Below are 13,373 nucleotides of genomic sequence, written 5' to 3'. Positions count from 1 at the left end.
TTCCGCTGGGCGAGTGCGCCCGTATAATGATAGGGGAGGTGCGACGGCACCTGGCCGAAGGGAGCGGACTGGAGCGGGTAGTGTTTGTCCTCTACGATGAGCCGGCCTACCTTGTGTTCCGGCGGGAGCTGGAGCGGCAAGTGGGACAGGCAAAGCAGTCATAACAGGAACCAGGTGGCGCTCCGGTGAAAACGGCGCGCCTTTTCTTGAACCTGGATTACACGATAACGTGTAATAGTATGAAGTGAGACAGGAGTGTGGCTGAGGACAGTAGCTGGTGTTTCTGCAACTGAGTACTGGTCGGGGGACAGGATTGCCGCGCTTCGCTCGCAATGACAGGTCAACGGCGCGCCACTGATGCCAGTGGGCCGAAGCCGAAGGGTCTCACCCTGCGGAAGATACTGGCAGTTTGCTAAAAAAGGGGAGCCCAGAGGGAGCCCAGAGGGGGCCCCCTCAGAAGGGGGTGCCCCCTTATGGCAGGGGTGTCTGGGCGTCATTCTTACAGAATGACGTTGGCAGAATCCGAAACCAGATTCTGGGGGTGTCCCCCAGATATATTCTTTTCTGCCTTCCTCGGTAGGAAGGCTCTTCCTGGCCAGGAAGGGGAAGGCGGCCCAGATGGGCCGCACGGGGGATAGTCGAAAGGGTTCTTCAGCACCCTGCTAGCTGGTATTTCTGCAACTGAGTAGTTGTGGCCCTGATGCGGTTCAGACCGGAAGGTTACCGGGGCAACGGAGACGGTATTGTGAGTGGAGCGACTGGTGTACTGATGGCGGAGGCGATTTCTCCGGGAATGAGGTCCGTCAATGCCCTTCCGGAAAGCGAAGTCGTCTGTCTCTGGCAGCGCCGGGTCCAGACCGGGGAGGTGCTGGCCACGGTGCATGGTGAGTCGGTAAAGGTGCTCTATCCGGGGAGGATGAATGATGGACACGGGGCCGATTTCCGCGATGCGGTCGTCGTTATCGGTGGACGGATGCTCAGGGGCGACATTGAGATACACGTCCACGCCAGTGACTGGCAGGCCCACGGTCACCACCGGGATGCTGTTTATGACCGGGTGGTACTGCACGTTGTCATGCGGCATAATGGCCGGACTGTCACCCGCCTCAGCAGTGGACGTTCGGTGCCGGTGGTAGCTCTGGACCTGTGCGCCGGGGCCGATACTGGTCCGGCCGGCGGGTGTATGGCCTGCTCCGGAATAGCCCGGACGGGGAGCAAGGACAGGCTGGGGGATTTCCTTGATATCGCCGGTGAGGCGCGCTTCCTGGCCAGGGCCGGGGGATTCCATGAAGATATGGAGCAAATGGGGGCCGGTCAGTCCCTGTACCGGGGAGTCATGGGCGCCCTGGGTTACTCGCGGAACACGTTACCTTTTCTCGAACTGGCGGAAAGGGTATCGCTGGACGAGCTGGAGACGGCAGCCCGTCGTACCGCTACGGAAGAGGAATGCCTTGCCCGGCTTCAGTCACGTCTGCTGGGAATGGCGGGACTGCTTCCCTTACTACACCGGAGTTACCAGCGCAGGGACAGTCTGGATGATGCCGGCCTTGCCTGGCCGGATACCGGTGTTGCCGGGCTGGAGGAGCTATGGTGTTCCTCCGGAAGTGGAAAGGTAATGTCCCCCGATGCATGGCACCTGTTCCGGGTGCGGCCGAATAACTCACCGGTTCGCCGATTGATGGCGATGAGCCACCTGGTCTGCCGCTACCGGGAAAAGGGGTTGCTGGAAGGGCTGCTGGGGAGCCTGGTTGAGGGGTGCTTCGATGGCGGGAAGCACCGCCGTCTGGAAGAAGGGTTGGTGGTCGGAGCCGGTGGGTACCGGGGTAATCGAACCAGAGGACCGACCTTGCTGGGCAGGCGTCGAGCGGCTGACATCGTGGTCAATGTGCTCCTGCCGTTTTCCTTTGCCTGGGGCCGGTCCACCGGCCGGCCGGATATGGCCGCCGGGGTACTGGACATCTATCACCGTTATCCCGGGCTGGCAGCCAACGCACTGGAAAGGCACATGAAGGCCCAGTTCGGTGTGGAGGACGGTCTGGTTGATTCCGCGCGGCGGCAGCAGGGGCTGCTCCATATCTACAAGACCCGGTGCACCCAGGGGAGGTGCCCGGACTGTGAGCTGGAGCGCGTTACCCGGTCTGCCGGCGGGGAAAAGACGGCACCCCTTCAGGACAGTCTGAGGTTGGGGACTATATCCAGGTCGAGGCCGTCGGTCCTGCCGGCACGGAGCTGGAAGTAGCCGCATGCCGCAATCATGGCGGCGTTGTCGGTGCACAGTATCGGCTCGGGGACAATGACCGGGAGCGGCGAGGCTGCGATAAGCGTCTGCCGAAGCTGTTTGTTGGCGGCGACCCCACCGGCGAGCAGGACCTGCCTGACGCGGTGCTCTCTGGCGGCAGCCACCGTTTTCGTCACCAGGACGTCGACCACGGCCTCCTGGAAGCTGGCGGCGGCATCGGCTGATGCCGCGGCAACGGCTGCGGCATTGGTCGTGGCTGATGCCGGAGACGATATGCTGCCGTTTTCAACAAGGCGTAGCAGGGCGGTCTTGACGCCACTGAAGCTGAAATCATTGGTTCCCTTGAGCCAGGCCCGGGGTAATGAGATGGTGGCAGTGCCTGACTTTGCTGCCCGCTCGATGGCCGGTCCGCCGGGATAACCGAGGCCGAGGAGACGCGATGCCTTGTCGAAGGCCTCACCGGCGGCATCGTCTCTGGTCTGGCCGAGCAGGGTGTAGTCGCGGTGGCCCCGCACCAGTACCAGGTCAGTATGCCCCCCGGAGACGATGAGGCAGACCAGGGGGAAATCGAGACTGCCTTCCGCCAGCCAGTTGGCGTATATATGGCCTTCAAGATGGTTGACGCCGGTCAGGGGCAGGCCACGGGCCAGGCTGATAGCCTTGGCGGCATTGACTCCCGTAAGCAGCGAGCCGGCCAGTCCCGGGCCGATGGTGACCGCGATGCCATCGATGTCATCCCAGGTAACCTCCGCTTCAGCCATTGCCTGCCTGATGATGGGGACAATACTCAGGATATGCTGACGTGAGGCGACCTCGGGGACGATTCCACCGTAGCGGGCGTGAATCTCCACCTGGGAGGCAATCCGGTTGGAGAGGATTCTGGTGCCGTCCTCGACCACGGCGGCGGCGGTCTCGTCACAGGAGGTTTCAATACCCAGGACTTTCATACCTCTGGATTATAGCATAGCAGGATGATGAAAAAACCTTTCGACCAACCCCCGTGCGGCCCAGATGGGCCGTCTGGGCCATACGGGATAGGGCGTACACCAGTGCGAAGGTTCTGTTGGGTGAAAGACGAATCAAGGGGGACACCCCCTTGAAATCCCCCTCAAGAGGGGGCGCCTCTCAGAAGAGGCGAAACCCCTATGGACTCCCCAAAACGGTGTGAAGGACAATTTCCGGCAAGGTTCATTCGCACCTAAGGGAGTGTGGCACTATTCTGGTCAGAGTCTGGGAAGGCGACTACAAGCGGAGCGTCAAAGGGGGCTTCGGCCCCTCTCGGAAGAGGGAGCGCCCCTAACAGGTTGCTGAAAAACCCTTTCGACCAACCCCCTGACCCCCTTCCTGTCCAGGAAGGAGCCTTCTGCGGAAGGGGGAAAATATTATATCTGGGGGACACCCCCAGCCCCCTGCTAAAGAGGTTTCACCTCTCTGGACTCTCCTTTTTCATCACCCTTCTAAGAAGGGGCGAAGCCCCTCTGGACTCCCCCTTTTTCATCATCCTGTTAGACTCGATCCGGGATACGTGTTTGCACCCTGGATTCCAGCCTGCGCTGGAATGACATCAACATCCATCATACGTAAAGCTATATACGAGACACTACACTAGACGCCGCGCCAGTTGTCATCCTGAGCGAAGCGAATGGATCTCGGGGTGGTGGGTAATGGGTTCTCCTTCCCCACCCCGGATTCTTCGTCGTCCTTCGGGTTATTGAGAGGACGGACTCCTCCAGAATGACAACGTGGATTGTAAAGCCATTTACGAGACACTACACTAGTTTCCGGGCCTTCAAGGAAGTTCGGTGAAGCTGGAGAATAAGGCGGCCTATATTGTTAGTCTGGAGTATACCTGACAACGACAAAGGGCTTGCTCTGTGGTTTAGCTCCACGTATTCTATTTCAAAGCCCCAGCCACAATCTCAGCCAGGTCCAGCACTCTTACTTCAGCATCAGCCTTTTTATCCTTAAGCCCGTCCTCAAACATGGTTATACAGTACGGACAGCACACGCAAATCGTCTCCGGGTCCTCCTTCAAGGCTTCCCCTACACGCTCAACATTGATCCGCTTGCCCACGGTCTCTTCCATCCACATACGCCCTCCACCAGCACCACAGCAGAAACCCATGTTATGGTGACGCCCCATCTCTATCGGTGCCTTACCGTTAACCGCAGCCAGGGCTTCACGCGGGGCTTCGTAGATTCCATTATAGCGTCCCAGATAGCAGGAATCATGGAAGACCACGTTCGACAGTTCCTTGCTCCCATTCAGTTCCAGCTTCCCTTCTTTGAGCAGTCTGTCGATTAGCTCGGTATGATGGATGACTTCCCATTCCATTCCGTACTGGCGGTAGTCATTTTTCAGAGTACTGAAGCAATGTGGACACAAGGTGATGATCTTTTGTACACCCCTATCCTGGAAGATTTTGATGTTCTCCTTAACCATACGGTCGTAGACGAATTCGTAACCCAGACGGCGCACGCTATCACCGCAGCATTTTTCGTCTGTACCCAGGATACCCCAGGAAATACCGGCTGCATCCAGAATTCTGGCTATGGCCAGGGTTACCTGTTTTGCGCGGGCGTCAAAAGCGCCAGCACAACCTACGTAGAATAAGTACTCGGTCTTGCCGGCCTCAAATGGTTTGGCATCAATTCCTGCCGCCCATTTGGCACGGTCAGTGGGAGCAATACCCCAGGGGTTGCTACGCTGCCTCATGTTCTTGAACAGGCTGTTTAATTCCTCCGGGAATTTGGACTGCTCTTGCACCAGGTTCCGTCGCATACCCACGAGTTTGGGCACATGCTCGATGAATACCGGACATACTTCCATACAGGCGCCACAGGTAGTGCAAGCCCAGATAGAGTCCTCAGACACAGTACCTTCATCACCGTTGCCGATCAGCGGTAGCGCCGCTTCTTCGCCTTTGACCAGCAGCGGACCGTTCTTCAGTAGATTGACGTAAATATCGTGAATAACTGATTTGGGATTGAGAGGTTTGTCCGTGAGGGCAGCCGGGCAATTGTCCTGGCAGCGACCACAGTGAGTACAGGCATAAGAATCAAAGAGGTCTTTCCAGCGAAATTGATTTACCTGTCCGATGCCAAGAGCGGCGTCCTTCTTGAAATCTTCCCGGGGTTGAGTAGTAACCCTTTCTATGCTCCTGAAAAAAAGGTTGGGAATAGCGGCAAGAATATGCATGTGCTTGGTATGGGCCAGATAGTTCAGGAAACTGAGAAATGCGATAGCATAAATCCACCAGAAAACATTGGCCGTGACATCCAGGCCTGCTGCTGAAGCACCAGAGAAGAATACGGAAGACAGAAACTCTGACACCGGCATGTAGTTGGCGGCTCTTTCCGTTCCCTGGGCGATCTCACTGGAATGTATGCCAAAGTAAGAAATCATCAGGAGAACAAGCAAACTCAGGGTGATAGAGGCATCAAGGTTTATTGGGTCTATGTATTTGGGGCGGAAGGCAATCCGTCGCACGAGAGCGACGCAGACACATACCAGGACGATAACCCATACCACGTCAAAAATGAATGACAACGTATAGTAGGCACCATCAGGTAGTTTAGAGAAGCTAATAAAACCTTGAGAAAGACCATTCAGCACGAATTCGATGTTGAGGATTACCAGGACTAAGAAACACCAGAAAAAGATGGCGTGGTTTAGCCCAAAAAGGTAGCGCCGGGCAACTGTACATCGCTGAGCAAGAGGGTAGAGCAGCATGTTCCAGGTACGCTTACCAATATTGTTGAAACGATTATCGGCAGTTCCGAGTGTTACCCACCGAAAACGCCGGAATAGACTCCAGCCAAAAAATACCACGGCTACCACAAAGATACCCACAAATATCATGGTCTTGGGTGACACGATCTTCCTCCCGTTTGTGTATCTCTTACTGACTTACTTCCGGGCACGCAACTCTCTGACATACCTGGTGATGGCTGGAACTACCTGGAGGACATCACCCTCAATACCAAAAGTGGCCACTTCAAAAATTGGTGCCTGCTTGTCATAGTTGATTGCAATAATCACATCGGAATCCCGCATACCCGCCGTGTGCTGGATAGCACCGCTGACACCGCAGGCAATGTAAATCCTGGGTCTGACCGTCGTGCCACTCTGGCCAACCCAGCTCTCCACAGGTGTCAGACCATCTTCTACCGCAGCACGCGAGCAAGCCACCGCGCCACCCAGTTCGTCAGCCAACTCCTGTATCATCTGGAAATTCTCAATGGACTGTATGCCACGTCCGGCACAGACAATTATGTCTGCTGCGGTTATGTCTACGACTCCGGCTTCGCCTTTGCTGCTATCGATTACTTCTAAAACCTTGACACCGATATCCTCTTCGCTAATGTCCATAGACTCACGCACAATCTCACCCGTGCGGGCGGTATCTTTCTCCGGCACCTCCATTGCGCGCGGGCGAACTGTGGCCATCTGTGGCCTGGCGCGTTCGTTTACGATGGTAGCCATGATGTTGCCGCTGTAGGCTGGACGGGTCTGGAGCAGGAGCCTGTTTTCATCGATGTCCAGTTCGGTGCAACCCTCGGTCAAACCAGTATTGAGTTCTGTAGCCACAGGGCCGGTCAAATCCCTTCCCAGACTGGTGGAACCCAATAACACAACTTCCGGTTTGTACTTGTCTATCAGGTAGCAAACAGCCTTGTAATAAGGCTCGGTGCGGTAATTATGAAATACCGGAGCATCTATCAGGTAGGCTTTAGAAGCCCCATAGGCAAATGATTCCTGGCATAGATGTTCCACATTATCACCAATGACCATGGTGCACAGCTCCACATCCAGCTTCCTGGCAAGGTCAGCGCCAACACTGAGCAGTTCCCAGGAAACCGTAGCCGGTTCGCCATCGGTCTGTTCCACGAATACCCATACGCCTTTGTACTCTTCTTCTGCCATAATCGGCTCCCCCTTTTTTCTAGCTCTGCCTCAAACCCATTACAGGGAGAGGATATCTTCCTCGGTCAGGGTATCTATCAGCAAATGGGCTGCTCCCTCAGGGTCATAGATGCCATCGCCCAATATCTCACTCTCAGGCATTATCTGCGAAAAGATTTTGCGTACCCGGGTTGGAGAACCCTTTACGCCGATACTTTCCTTAGATAGCTTCATCACCTCATTGTCCCACAATGTCACCTCGGCATCCTCAGCCATCATCTGCATACGCACCGTAGGTTCTCGAGGAGTGTTAATCTGCGGCACCACTGTAATCAGGGCCGGCAGTGTTGCCTCTACTATCTCATATCGCCCTTCCAGCATACGCCGAACTCTGACTTTCCCGGCCTGGTCATCCACATTCTGAATCTGGTCAACCAGGGTAAGTTGGGAGTATTTCAGACGGGTGGCAATGCCAGGCCCCACCTGAGCCGTGGCTCCATCAATGGTCTGCTTGCCACAAATCACCATGGCGACCTCTTCCTTCTCGGCAAGTCGCTTGATAGCCTCAGCCAAAACCTTAGTAGTAGCCAGGGTATCAGACCCGCTAAAAACAGGGTCACTCAGAAGTACCACCTCGTCTACCCCCATAGCCAGGGCATTTCTCAGGGTTTCCTCGGCACTGGTGGGACCCATGGAAATTGCTGCTACCCGAAACCCGTGTTTTTCTTTGAGTCTCAGGCTCTCTTCCAAAGCATGACTGTCAAATGGATTGATAATGGAAGGCACACCTTCTCTTATCAGAGTACCGGTAGCGGGGTCGATGTTGATATAGGCGGCATCCGGCACCTCCTTGATACAGACGACAATTAACACTGCCTTCTCCCTCCTTTTTCTTCTGCCTTTATTGTGCCTGGGCTATACGACAAAACTGAATCACCCATTTCAATTTACGATGGTGTATTCTGAATTCTCATCGCTCCTTGTTACTGATAATATATTCTATGGCGCCTGGCTGTCAATCTCGGCTACAGGGTCCTGCAATAGCCCCCTCCACATGCGAGCCGTACACCGCGTCCTCTGGAATGTCCGTCCATCATCGTTGGCGAAGCTCCCCATCTTTCTCAACTGGCTGACCGTACCTGCCCGGCTGCACCTTGCCGGGTGACGGGCATGACCTGGTTTGACATGGGACATGCGGGAATGAGAGACTTGACAGAGCACACAGTAACGGTATATGTTTGGGATGATGTGTGACGGCGTGTGATGAACACCCCATCGCACTTAGTTAGTTCTGGCTTGTGCTGCCACGAAAACTCCGATTGGGAAGCAGGGTTGGTGTTAGAGCGTGAGATATAGCCGGACTTGATAGTTTCGTTCGCAGAGGAGGCGTACAAGATGGTCGTGTCAACATCCGTGGGCTATTACAGTTTGTCCCGGCGGCGGGTAACGCCGGCCTACATTCATTTTGAGAGGTGCTGGCCGAAAGTAGATAAACTTTCCCCGTGTGAAGCAGGTTGTCCGTTATACGTGGATATTCCCAATTTTGCGCAGGCTATTACTCTTGGTGACTCCAAGAAGGCGTTATCCATTATCAGAGAGAAGAATCCACTTCCATCCATTTGTGGACACGTATGCTGGCATCCTTGTGAAGATGAGTGCAACAGGGATGTACTGGATAGTCCGATTGCTGTTCAGTGGCTGGAACGGCATGCCGCAGAGCAGGGAAACGGCAAGAAACCGAGACCAGTCAGGAGGAAGAGAGAGGAAAGGATAGCTATCATTGGTTCGGGACCAGCCGGGTTAACGGCAGCCTCCGACCTGGTTAAAAAGGGATACGGTGCCATAGTCTTTGAAGCTTCATCCACGCCCGGTGGGATACCAGCTACAATGACACCTAATTTCATCCTGCCACAGGAGGCTATCCAGGCTGATATCGATTACATCAAAGCCCTGGGTGTTAGAATTCACACTAATGTTTGTATCGGTAAGGACCTGGGCATTAGTGATCTCTGGCGACAAGGATTCAAAGCCATATTGATTGCTTGCGGAGCCGAGAGAGGCACCGGGCTAGGAATACCGGGCTCCGACTTGCCAGGAGTATTCTCCGCCTTACCCTTGTTACAGGAATCGAAACTGGGGCAAGGACCAGCACTTAAGGGGAAGGTCTGGGTGATAGGAGGCGATTCTGTAGCTATAGCTGCTGCCCGAACTGCACTTAGACTCGGGGCTGAAGAGGTACACATCGCCTGTTTAGAGGCGATAGGTGACAGGAATGAGCCGGGTAACATAGCAGCCCCTGCATGGGAACTTGAGGCTGCAGAAAGAGAAGGTGTACAGATAGAGCCATCCCTGGCCCCTCAGGAGTTTACATCAGAAGATGGCTCCAAGGTAAGTGGGATTAACTTCAAGCGGCTAATGCCTCTCCCCCCGGGTGGTAAAGGTAAAGTTCACCGCACCCTCAAGGGGTTCCCCCTGGTGGAAATGGAGGGTCCGAACAGCGACTACGTTGTGGATGCGGATATTGTAGTGGATGCGGCTAACGTATTTCTACCTAAGAGGCGAATTCCTGACATGGGTGATGTTCCTGGAGCATCATCGGGCAAAGGTAAAAGAGGTGGTTTACAGGTTAATAACGACACTTTTGAGACAAATGTTCCCGGTATTTTTGCTGTTGGAGACAGATCAGGTACCGGTAGCCATATAGTTGAGTCTATGGCTGACGGACGCACAGCCGCCACCTCTATCGACCAATACCTCAGCGGGCGGTATGTAATACCAGTGAAGGAATCTCGAATTGAACTCACAATCAAGCCGGAGCAGATTCCCGCCTACTTAACTCGCAAAGGGCGTTGGGAAATGCCGAGACTACTCCCTGCAGAGGCAATAAGGACTTTTGAGGGAGATGAGTTGGGTTACAGCCGCTGGCAGGCAGTGCAGGAAGCCAAGCGCTGCCTGAATTGCCGGATGTGCGCTAATTGCATTTTCGAACGCGGCCACCTGTGTAAGGAAACAGGCAGACGCTTGCTACTATAATTACGCTAAGGAATTATGACAAGGAGGTAGAAGAGATGTGTTTCATGTGTGAACAGTTTGGGGACCCAGAGCACGGTGACGGAATCTGGTACCTGAACCCCAGGAACTATGCAAGGAACATGTACAAGCTGCGGGCTCCTGGCGAAGGCTTTAAAGGAGCTGAGGTTGGACTGGAAACCGGTGCCCGTGCCGGGCCAAGTCATCAGGACCTGATGAATGCCGTAGAGAACAATGACAAGGCAGAGTTCGAGAGGATCAGGGAGATACTGCAGAAAACCGGACAGGGCAGTATGGTTGTTCCTCGCGATGATGCTGACCGTGTGCTGGAACTGTGCTCTCCCATAGCCCTGATGTCCTGTATATGCAGGAAGGGCATTCGGGCAATCGATGAAAGGAACGAGCGCGAATACACCTGCATGGGCATGGGTGTCGGTATGCTCAAGTGGGAACGCTGGCCGGAGAGATACAAGGGCGGTGTCAAGTTCGTCAACGCTGATGAAGCCATCGAATGGAACCATGAGATGGACGACAGGGGATTTGTACATATCCTGATGCTCTTTGGCGCCCCCTTCATTGGCGGCTTCTGCCAGTGCGACTATCCTGATTGTGGTTCCTTAAGAAATGGCGTCGATTTTGGTCTCGGCGTTCTGAAGAGCCATTATCTTGCCCAGGTTGACTATGAGCAGTGCAACGGCTGTGGCATCTGTGCCCAGCGGTGCCAGTGGGGCGCCCTCAAATTTGAGACGACCACCGGAAAGGCTAACATAGACCAGTTTAAGTGCTTCGGTTGCGGCCTTTGCCACACGGCTTGTCCCAGAGAGGCAATTAGTCTGGTAAGAAGGGACACAGTACCAGCTGTAGCGGAGGTATGGCTATGACGATGCCAACGAAGATACCAGAATTCATCTGGGGGAGGAAGTACCCCAAGATAGCAATCGACATGGAGAAGTGTACTGTTCCTTTCCTGTGTAAGAAGTGCTTGCAGATTTGCCCTGAGGGCGTCTTCCATGTAACGCGTGTCATGTCCAAGGAGAAGCGGCTGGAGGAGATGGACCCCAGGATCGACGGCAACTACGTACTTTTTGCCACACGCAGGGACAAATGCACGGGATGCAATTTGTGTATCGACGTCTGTCCCGTAGACGCCATCAAAATAGAGATACCTGCTATGGAGCGTCTACGTCCGGACGTTTCCGGCGAGCAGTGGACATCACAATAGGAGAGAGATATGGCGAAAACGAAAGACCCGTTCGCAGAACTTAAGAAGACACCGTATGAGGTGTTTGTGGCCCCGCGGCCGTACTCGTTCGACCTGAACGAGGACATGGTTAACATGATCCGCAGCGAATTCAATGCTGATGCCGTATCTTCCCGGCTGGCGGAAGCCATCAAGGGCAAGAAGAAGGCTGATATCGCGGACGTGGCCAGCGCTCTCTTCAAGGAGCTTGGTGGGGCCTGGATGCAGAAGACGATTCAGCTCGGCGAGGAGTATTCCGACCGCACTATCGAGGTGGTGCTGGAGTCCGTTGACCGCCAGGGTAGCCAGTTCATGGTCTGGCCTCATATCCCGCAAAGGTTCATTGAGATTGCCTACCTTGGCACCCAGGCGTTCCTCAAGGTCCCGATTACGCTGAACAACTCGGAGGCGCTGGAGTACCGGATACCTCAGTGTGCTCTATTCGGTGCGATAAAGGAGAAGTGCGGGGATGAAGTCGCCAACCTGATGACATGCAAGGATTACTGCCTCACGGCCCTGGACACGGTGTGCAAGCATCAGGAGATAGAAGTCATCACCAGCATGCCCAAGAATACGGCTGCCGACGGATTCTGCGAATTCTTGATGAAGAAGCTCTAGTTTCCGGGCCTTCAAGGAAGATCGGTGAAGCTGGAGAACAGGGTTGCTATTATTACTGGCGCCGGTCGCGGCATCGGGAAGGCGATTGCCTTCAGATTGGCCGAGGAAGGCGCCAGGATTGTTGCCAGTGATATTGACCTTGCATATGCCGAGGATGTCGCTAACCGCCTCAAGAAGAAGGGACGGCAGGCCCTGGCGGTTAAGGCTGACGTCACCAGTGGGTACGAGGTTGCCCAGGTATTCAAGGTAGCGGAGAAGCGCTTCGGTGGCGTCGATATCCTGGTGAACAGCGCCGGAATCAGGCGCGATGCCCCTCTGCACAAGATGTCCGAGGATGACTGGGACACGGCGCTTGCCACACAAGCGAGGGGAAGCTTCAACTGTGCCCGGGCCGTCCAGAAGTACATGGTGCGGCAGAACTACGGCAAGATTGTCAACATATCCTCGCCGGTCCCCGCCAGCATGGGAGAGCGTGGACAGACTGCATACGCGGCGGCCAGTGCGGCCGTTCAGGGATTCACGAGGGCACTCGCCCTGGAGCTGGGGCCTTACGGAATCAACGTCAACTGCGTCGCACCGGAGTACATAGATACCGAGATGACCCGGAGTGTGGCGCGTAAAGATGGCATGTACCTGGATGATTTCCGTAGGTTTGCTACCGTCCGGGTACCGTTGAAACGGATGGGTACTCCAGAGGACGTCGCCAACGTGGTCCAGTTCCTGGTCTCGGATGAGTCCAGTTTCGTTTCCGGACAGGTGATTTATATCCGGGGCGGTCCCTGAATCGGTCTCACCGGAGCAAAGCGGCAATGCATTTCATGCCTGACACTGAAGATGAAGATTCGGCTGCGGAGACCTTCTGGCCGGAGGGTTACAAGCAGGTAATTCGGGAAGATGTCCGAAGGGTTATCGCCGAACAGCTCAACGACATTAAGCGATTCCGCCGCGTTTACCGGAAAGGATATACCGAGAGCTTCACCGGTTACGAGCAGTTCCTGGACCGCGTAGCGGACATGGTCGCAATTGGTGCTGAGAACGGGGCGGACGACGCCTTTGACGAAATTGTCGATGCCTTTCTGGAGGAAGATGCCCTGCCGGAAATGCGCCGCTATACCAGCTACCTCTGGCCCGACCCTCTGCCGCGTGAGGTCGGAGAGCGACTCCGCAGGGTGATTGTCGATGAGTATAGCGAGGACGAGGTATACCGTTTTACCTACAAAGTGGGCTACAAGAACGACTTTGGCAGCTATAGCGAATATATGGACTATATTGCTGAGATGGTGATGACCGGGGTGATGAACGGCGCCAACGATACGCTGGAGAGGATATACCGCTCTTTC

11 protein-coding genes are annotated in these 13,373 nt (G+C 55.0%); 7 read left to right on the top strand and 4 right to left on the bottom strand.

Features of this window, described 5'->3' with window-relative positions; translation table 11 throughout:
- Positions 1–745 precede the first annotated feature (745 nt).
- A complete protein-coding gene (locus tag VMW13_06675) occupies positions 746–2,239 on the top strand; it encodes a DUF2851 family protein (GenBank protein ID HUV44498.1) in 1,494 nt (497 codons plus the stop codon).
- Here VMW13_06675 and tsaD read toward each other — a convergent pair.
- The 4 genes from tsaD to VMW13_06655 form a co-directional block, all read right to left on the bottom strand.
- Positions 2,167–3,186: a tRNA (adenosine(37)-N6)-threonylcarbamoyltransferase complex transferase subunit TsaD gene (tsaD, locus tag VMW13_06670; protein ID HUV44497.1), complete on the bottom strand. Its 1,020-nt coding sequence runs from the start codon at positions 3,184–3,186 to the stop codon at positions 2,167–2,169. The genes VMW13_06675 and tsaD overlap by 73 nt on opposite strands.
- A gap of 947 nt (positions 3,187–4,133) precedes the next feature.
- Complete coding sequence (locus tag VMW13_06665; protein ID HUV44496.1) at positions 4,134–6,116, bottom strand: (Fe-S)-binding protein; 1,983 nt, start codon at positions 6,114–6,116, stop codon at positions 4,134–4,136.
- Between the two features lie 33 nt (positions 6,117–6,149).
- Positions 6,150–7,166 (bottom strand): electron transfer flavoprotein subunit alpha/FixB family protein, encoded by a 1,017-nt coding sequence (locus VMW13_06660; GenBank protein HUV44495.1) that lies wholly within the window; start codon positions 7,164–7,166, stop codon positions 6,150–6,152.
- Positions 7,167–7,205: 39 nt separating this feature from the next.
- Positions 7,206–8,018, bottom strand: a complete 813-nt coding sequence (locus VMW13_06655) for an electron transfer flavoprotein subunit beta/FixA family protein (GenBank protein ID HUV44494.1) — start codon at positions 8,016–8,018, stop codon at positions 7,206–7,208.
- 522 nt (positions 8,019–8,540) lie between these two features.
- On the opposite strand from VMW13_06655, the gene VMW13_06650 reads away from it, so the two are divergent.
- The 6 genes from VMW13_06650 to VMW13_06625 form a co-directional block, all read left to right on the top strand.
- Positions 8,541–10,178 carry an FAD-dependent oxidoreductase gene (locus VMW13_06650; protein ID HUV44493.1) on the top strand — a complete coding sequence of 546 codons (1,638 nt, stop codon included), beginning with the start codon at positions 8,541–8,543 and terminating at the stop codon, positions 10,176–10,178.
- 44 nt (positions 10,179–10,222) lie between these two features.
- Positions 10,223–11,056 (top strand): 4Fe-4S binding protein, encoded by an 834-nt coding sequence (locus VMW13_06645; protein ID HUV44492.1) that lies wholly within the window; start codon positions 10,223–10,225, stop codon positions 11,054–11,056.
- A complete protein-coding gene (locus tag VMW13_06640; protein ID HUV44491.1) occupies positions 11,053–11,397 on the top strand; it encodes a 4Fe-4S dicluster domain-containing protein in 345 nt (114 codons plus the stop codon). The genes VMW13_06645 and VMW13_06640 overlap by 4 nt, the downstream gene beginning before the upstream one ends.
- A 9-nt stretch (positions 11,398–11,406) precedes the next feature.
- Positions 11,407–12,033, top strand: coding sequence for a hypothetical protein (locus VMW13_06635; GenBank protein HUV44490.1), 627 nt, complete (start codon positions 11,407–11,409; stop codon positions 12,031–12,033).
- Between the two features lie 24 nt (positions 12,034–12,057).
- On the top strand, positions 12,058–12,816 hold the full coding sequence (gene fabG / locus VMW13_06630) for a 3-oxoacyl-ACP reductase FabG (GenBank protein HUV44489.1): 759 nt from the start codon (positions 12,058–12,060) through the stop codon (positions 12,814–12,816).
- Between the two features lie 26 nt (positions 12,817–12,842).
- Positions 12,843–13,373 (top strand): hypothetical protein (locus VMW13_06625; protein ID HUV44488.1); only part of this gene is annotated, 531 nt, incomplete at its 3' end.

The organism is Dehalococcoidales bacterium (assembly GCA_035529395.1).
GTDB lineage: Bacteria > Chloroflexota > Dehalococcoidia > Dehalococcoidales > Fen-1064 > DUES01.
The sequence above is the reverse complement of the archived record's forward strand: the minus strand, read 5'-3'. Positions and strand labels throughout refer to the sequence as shown.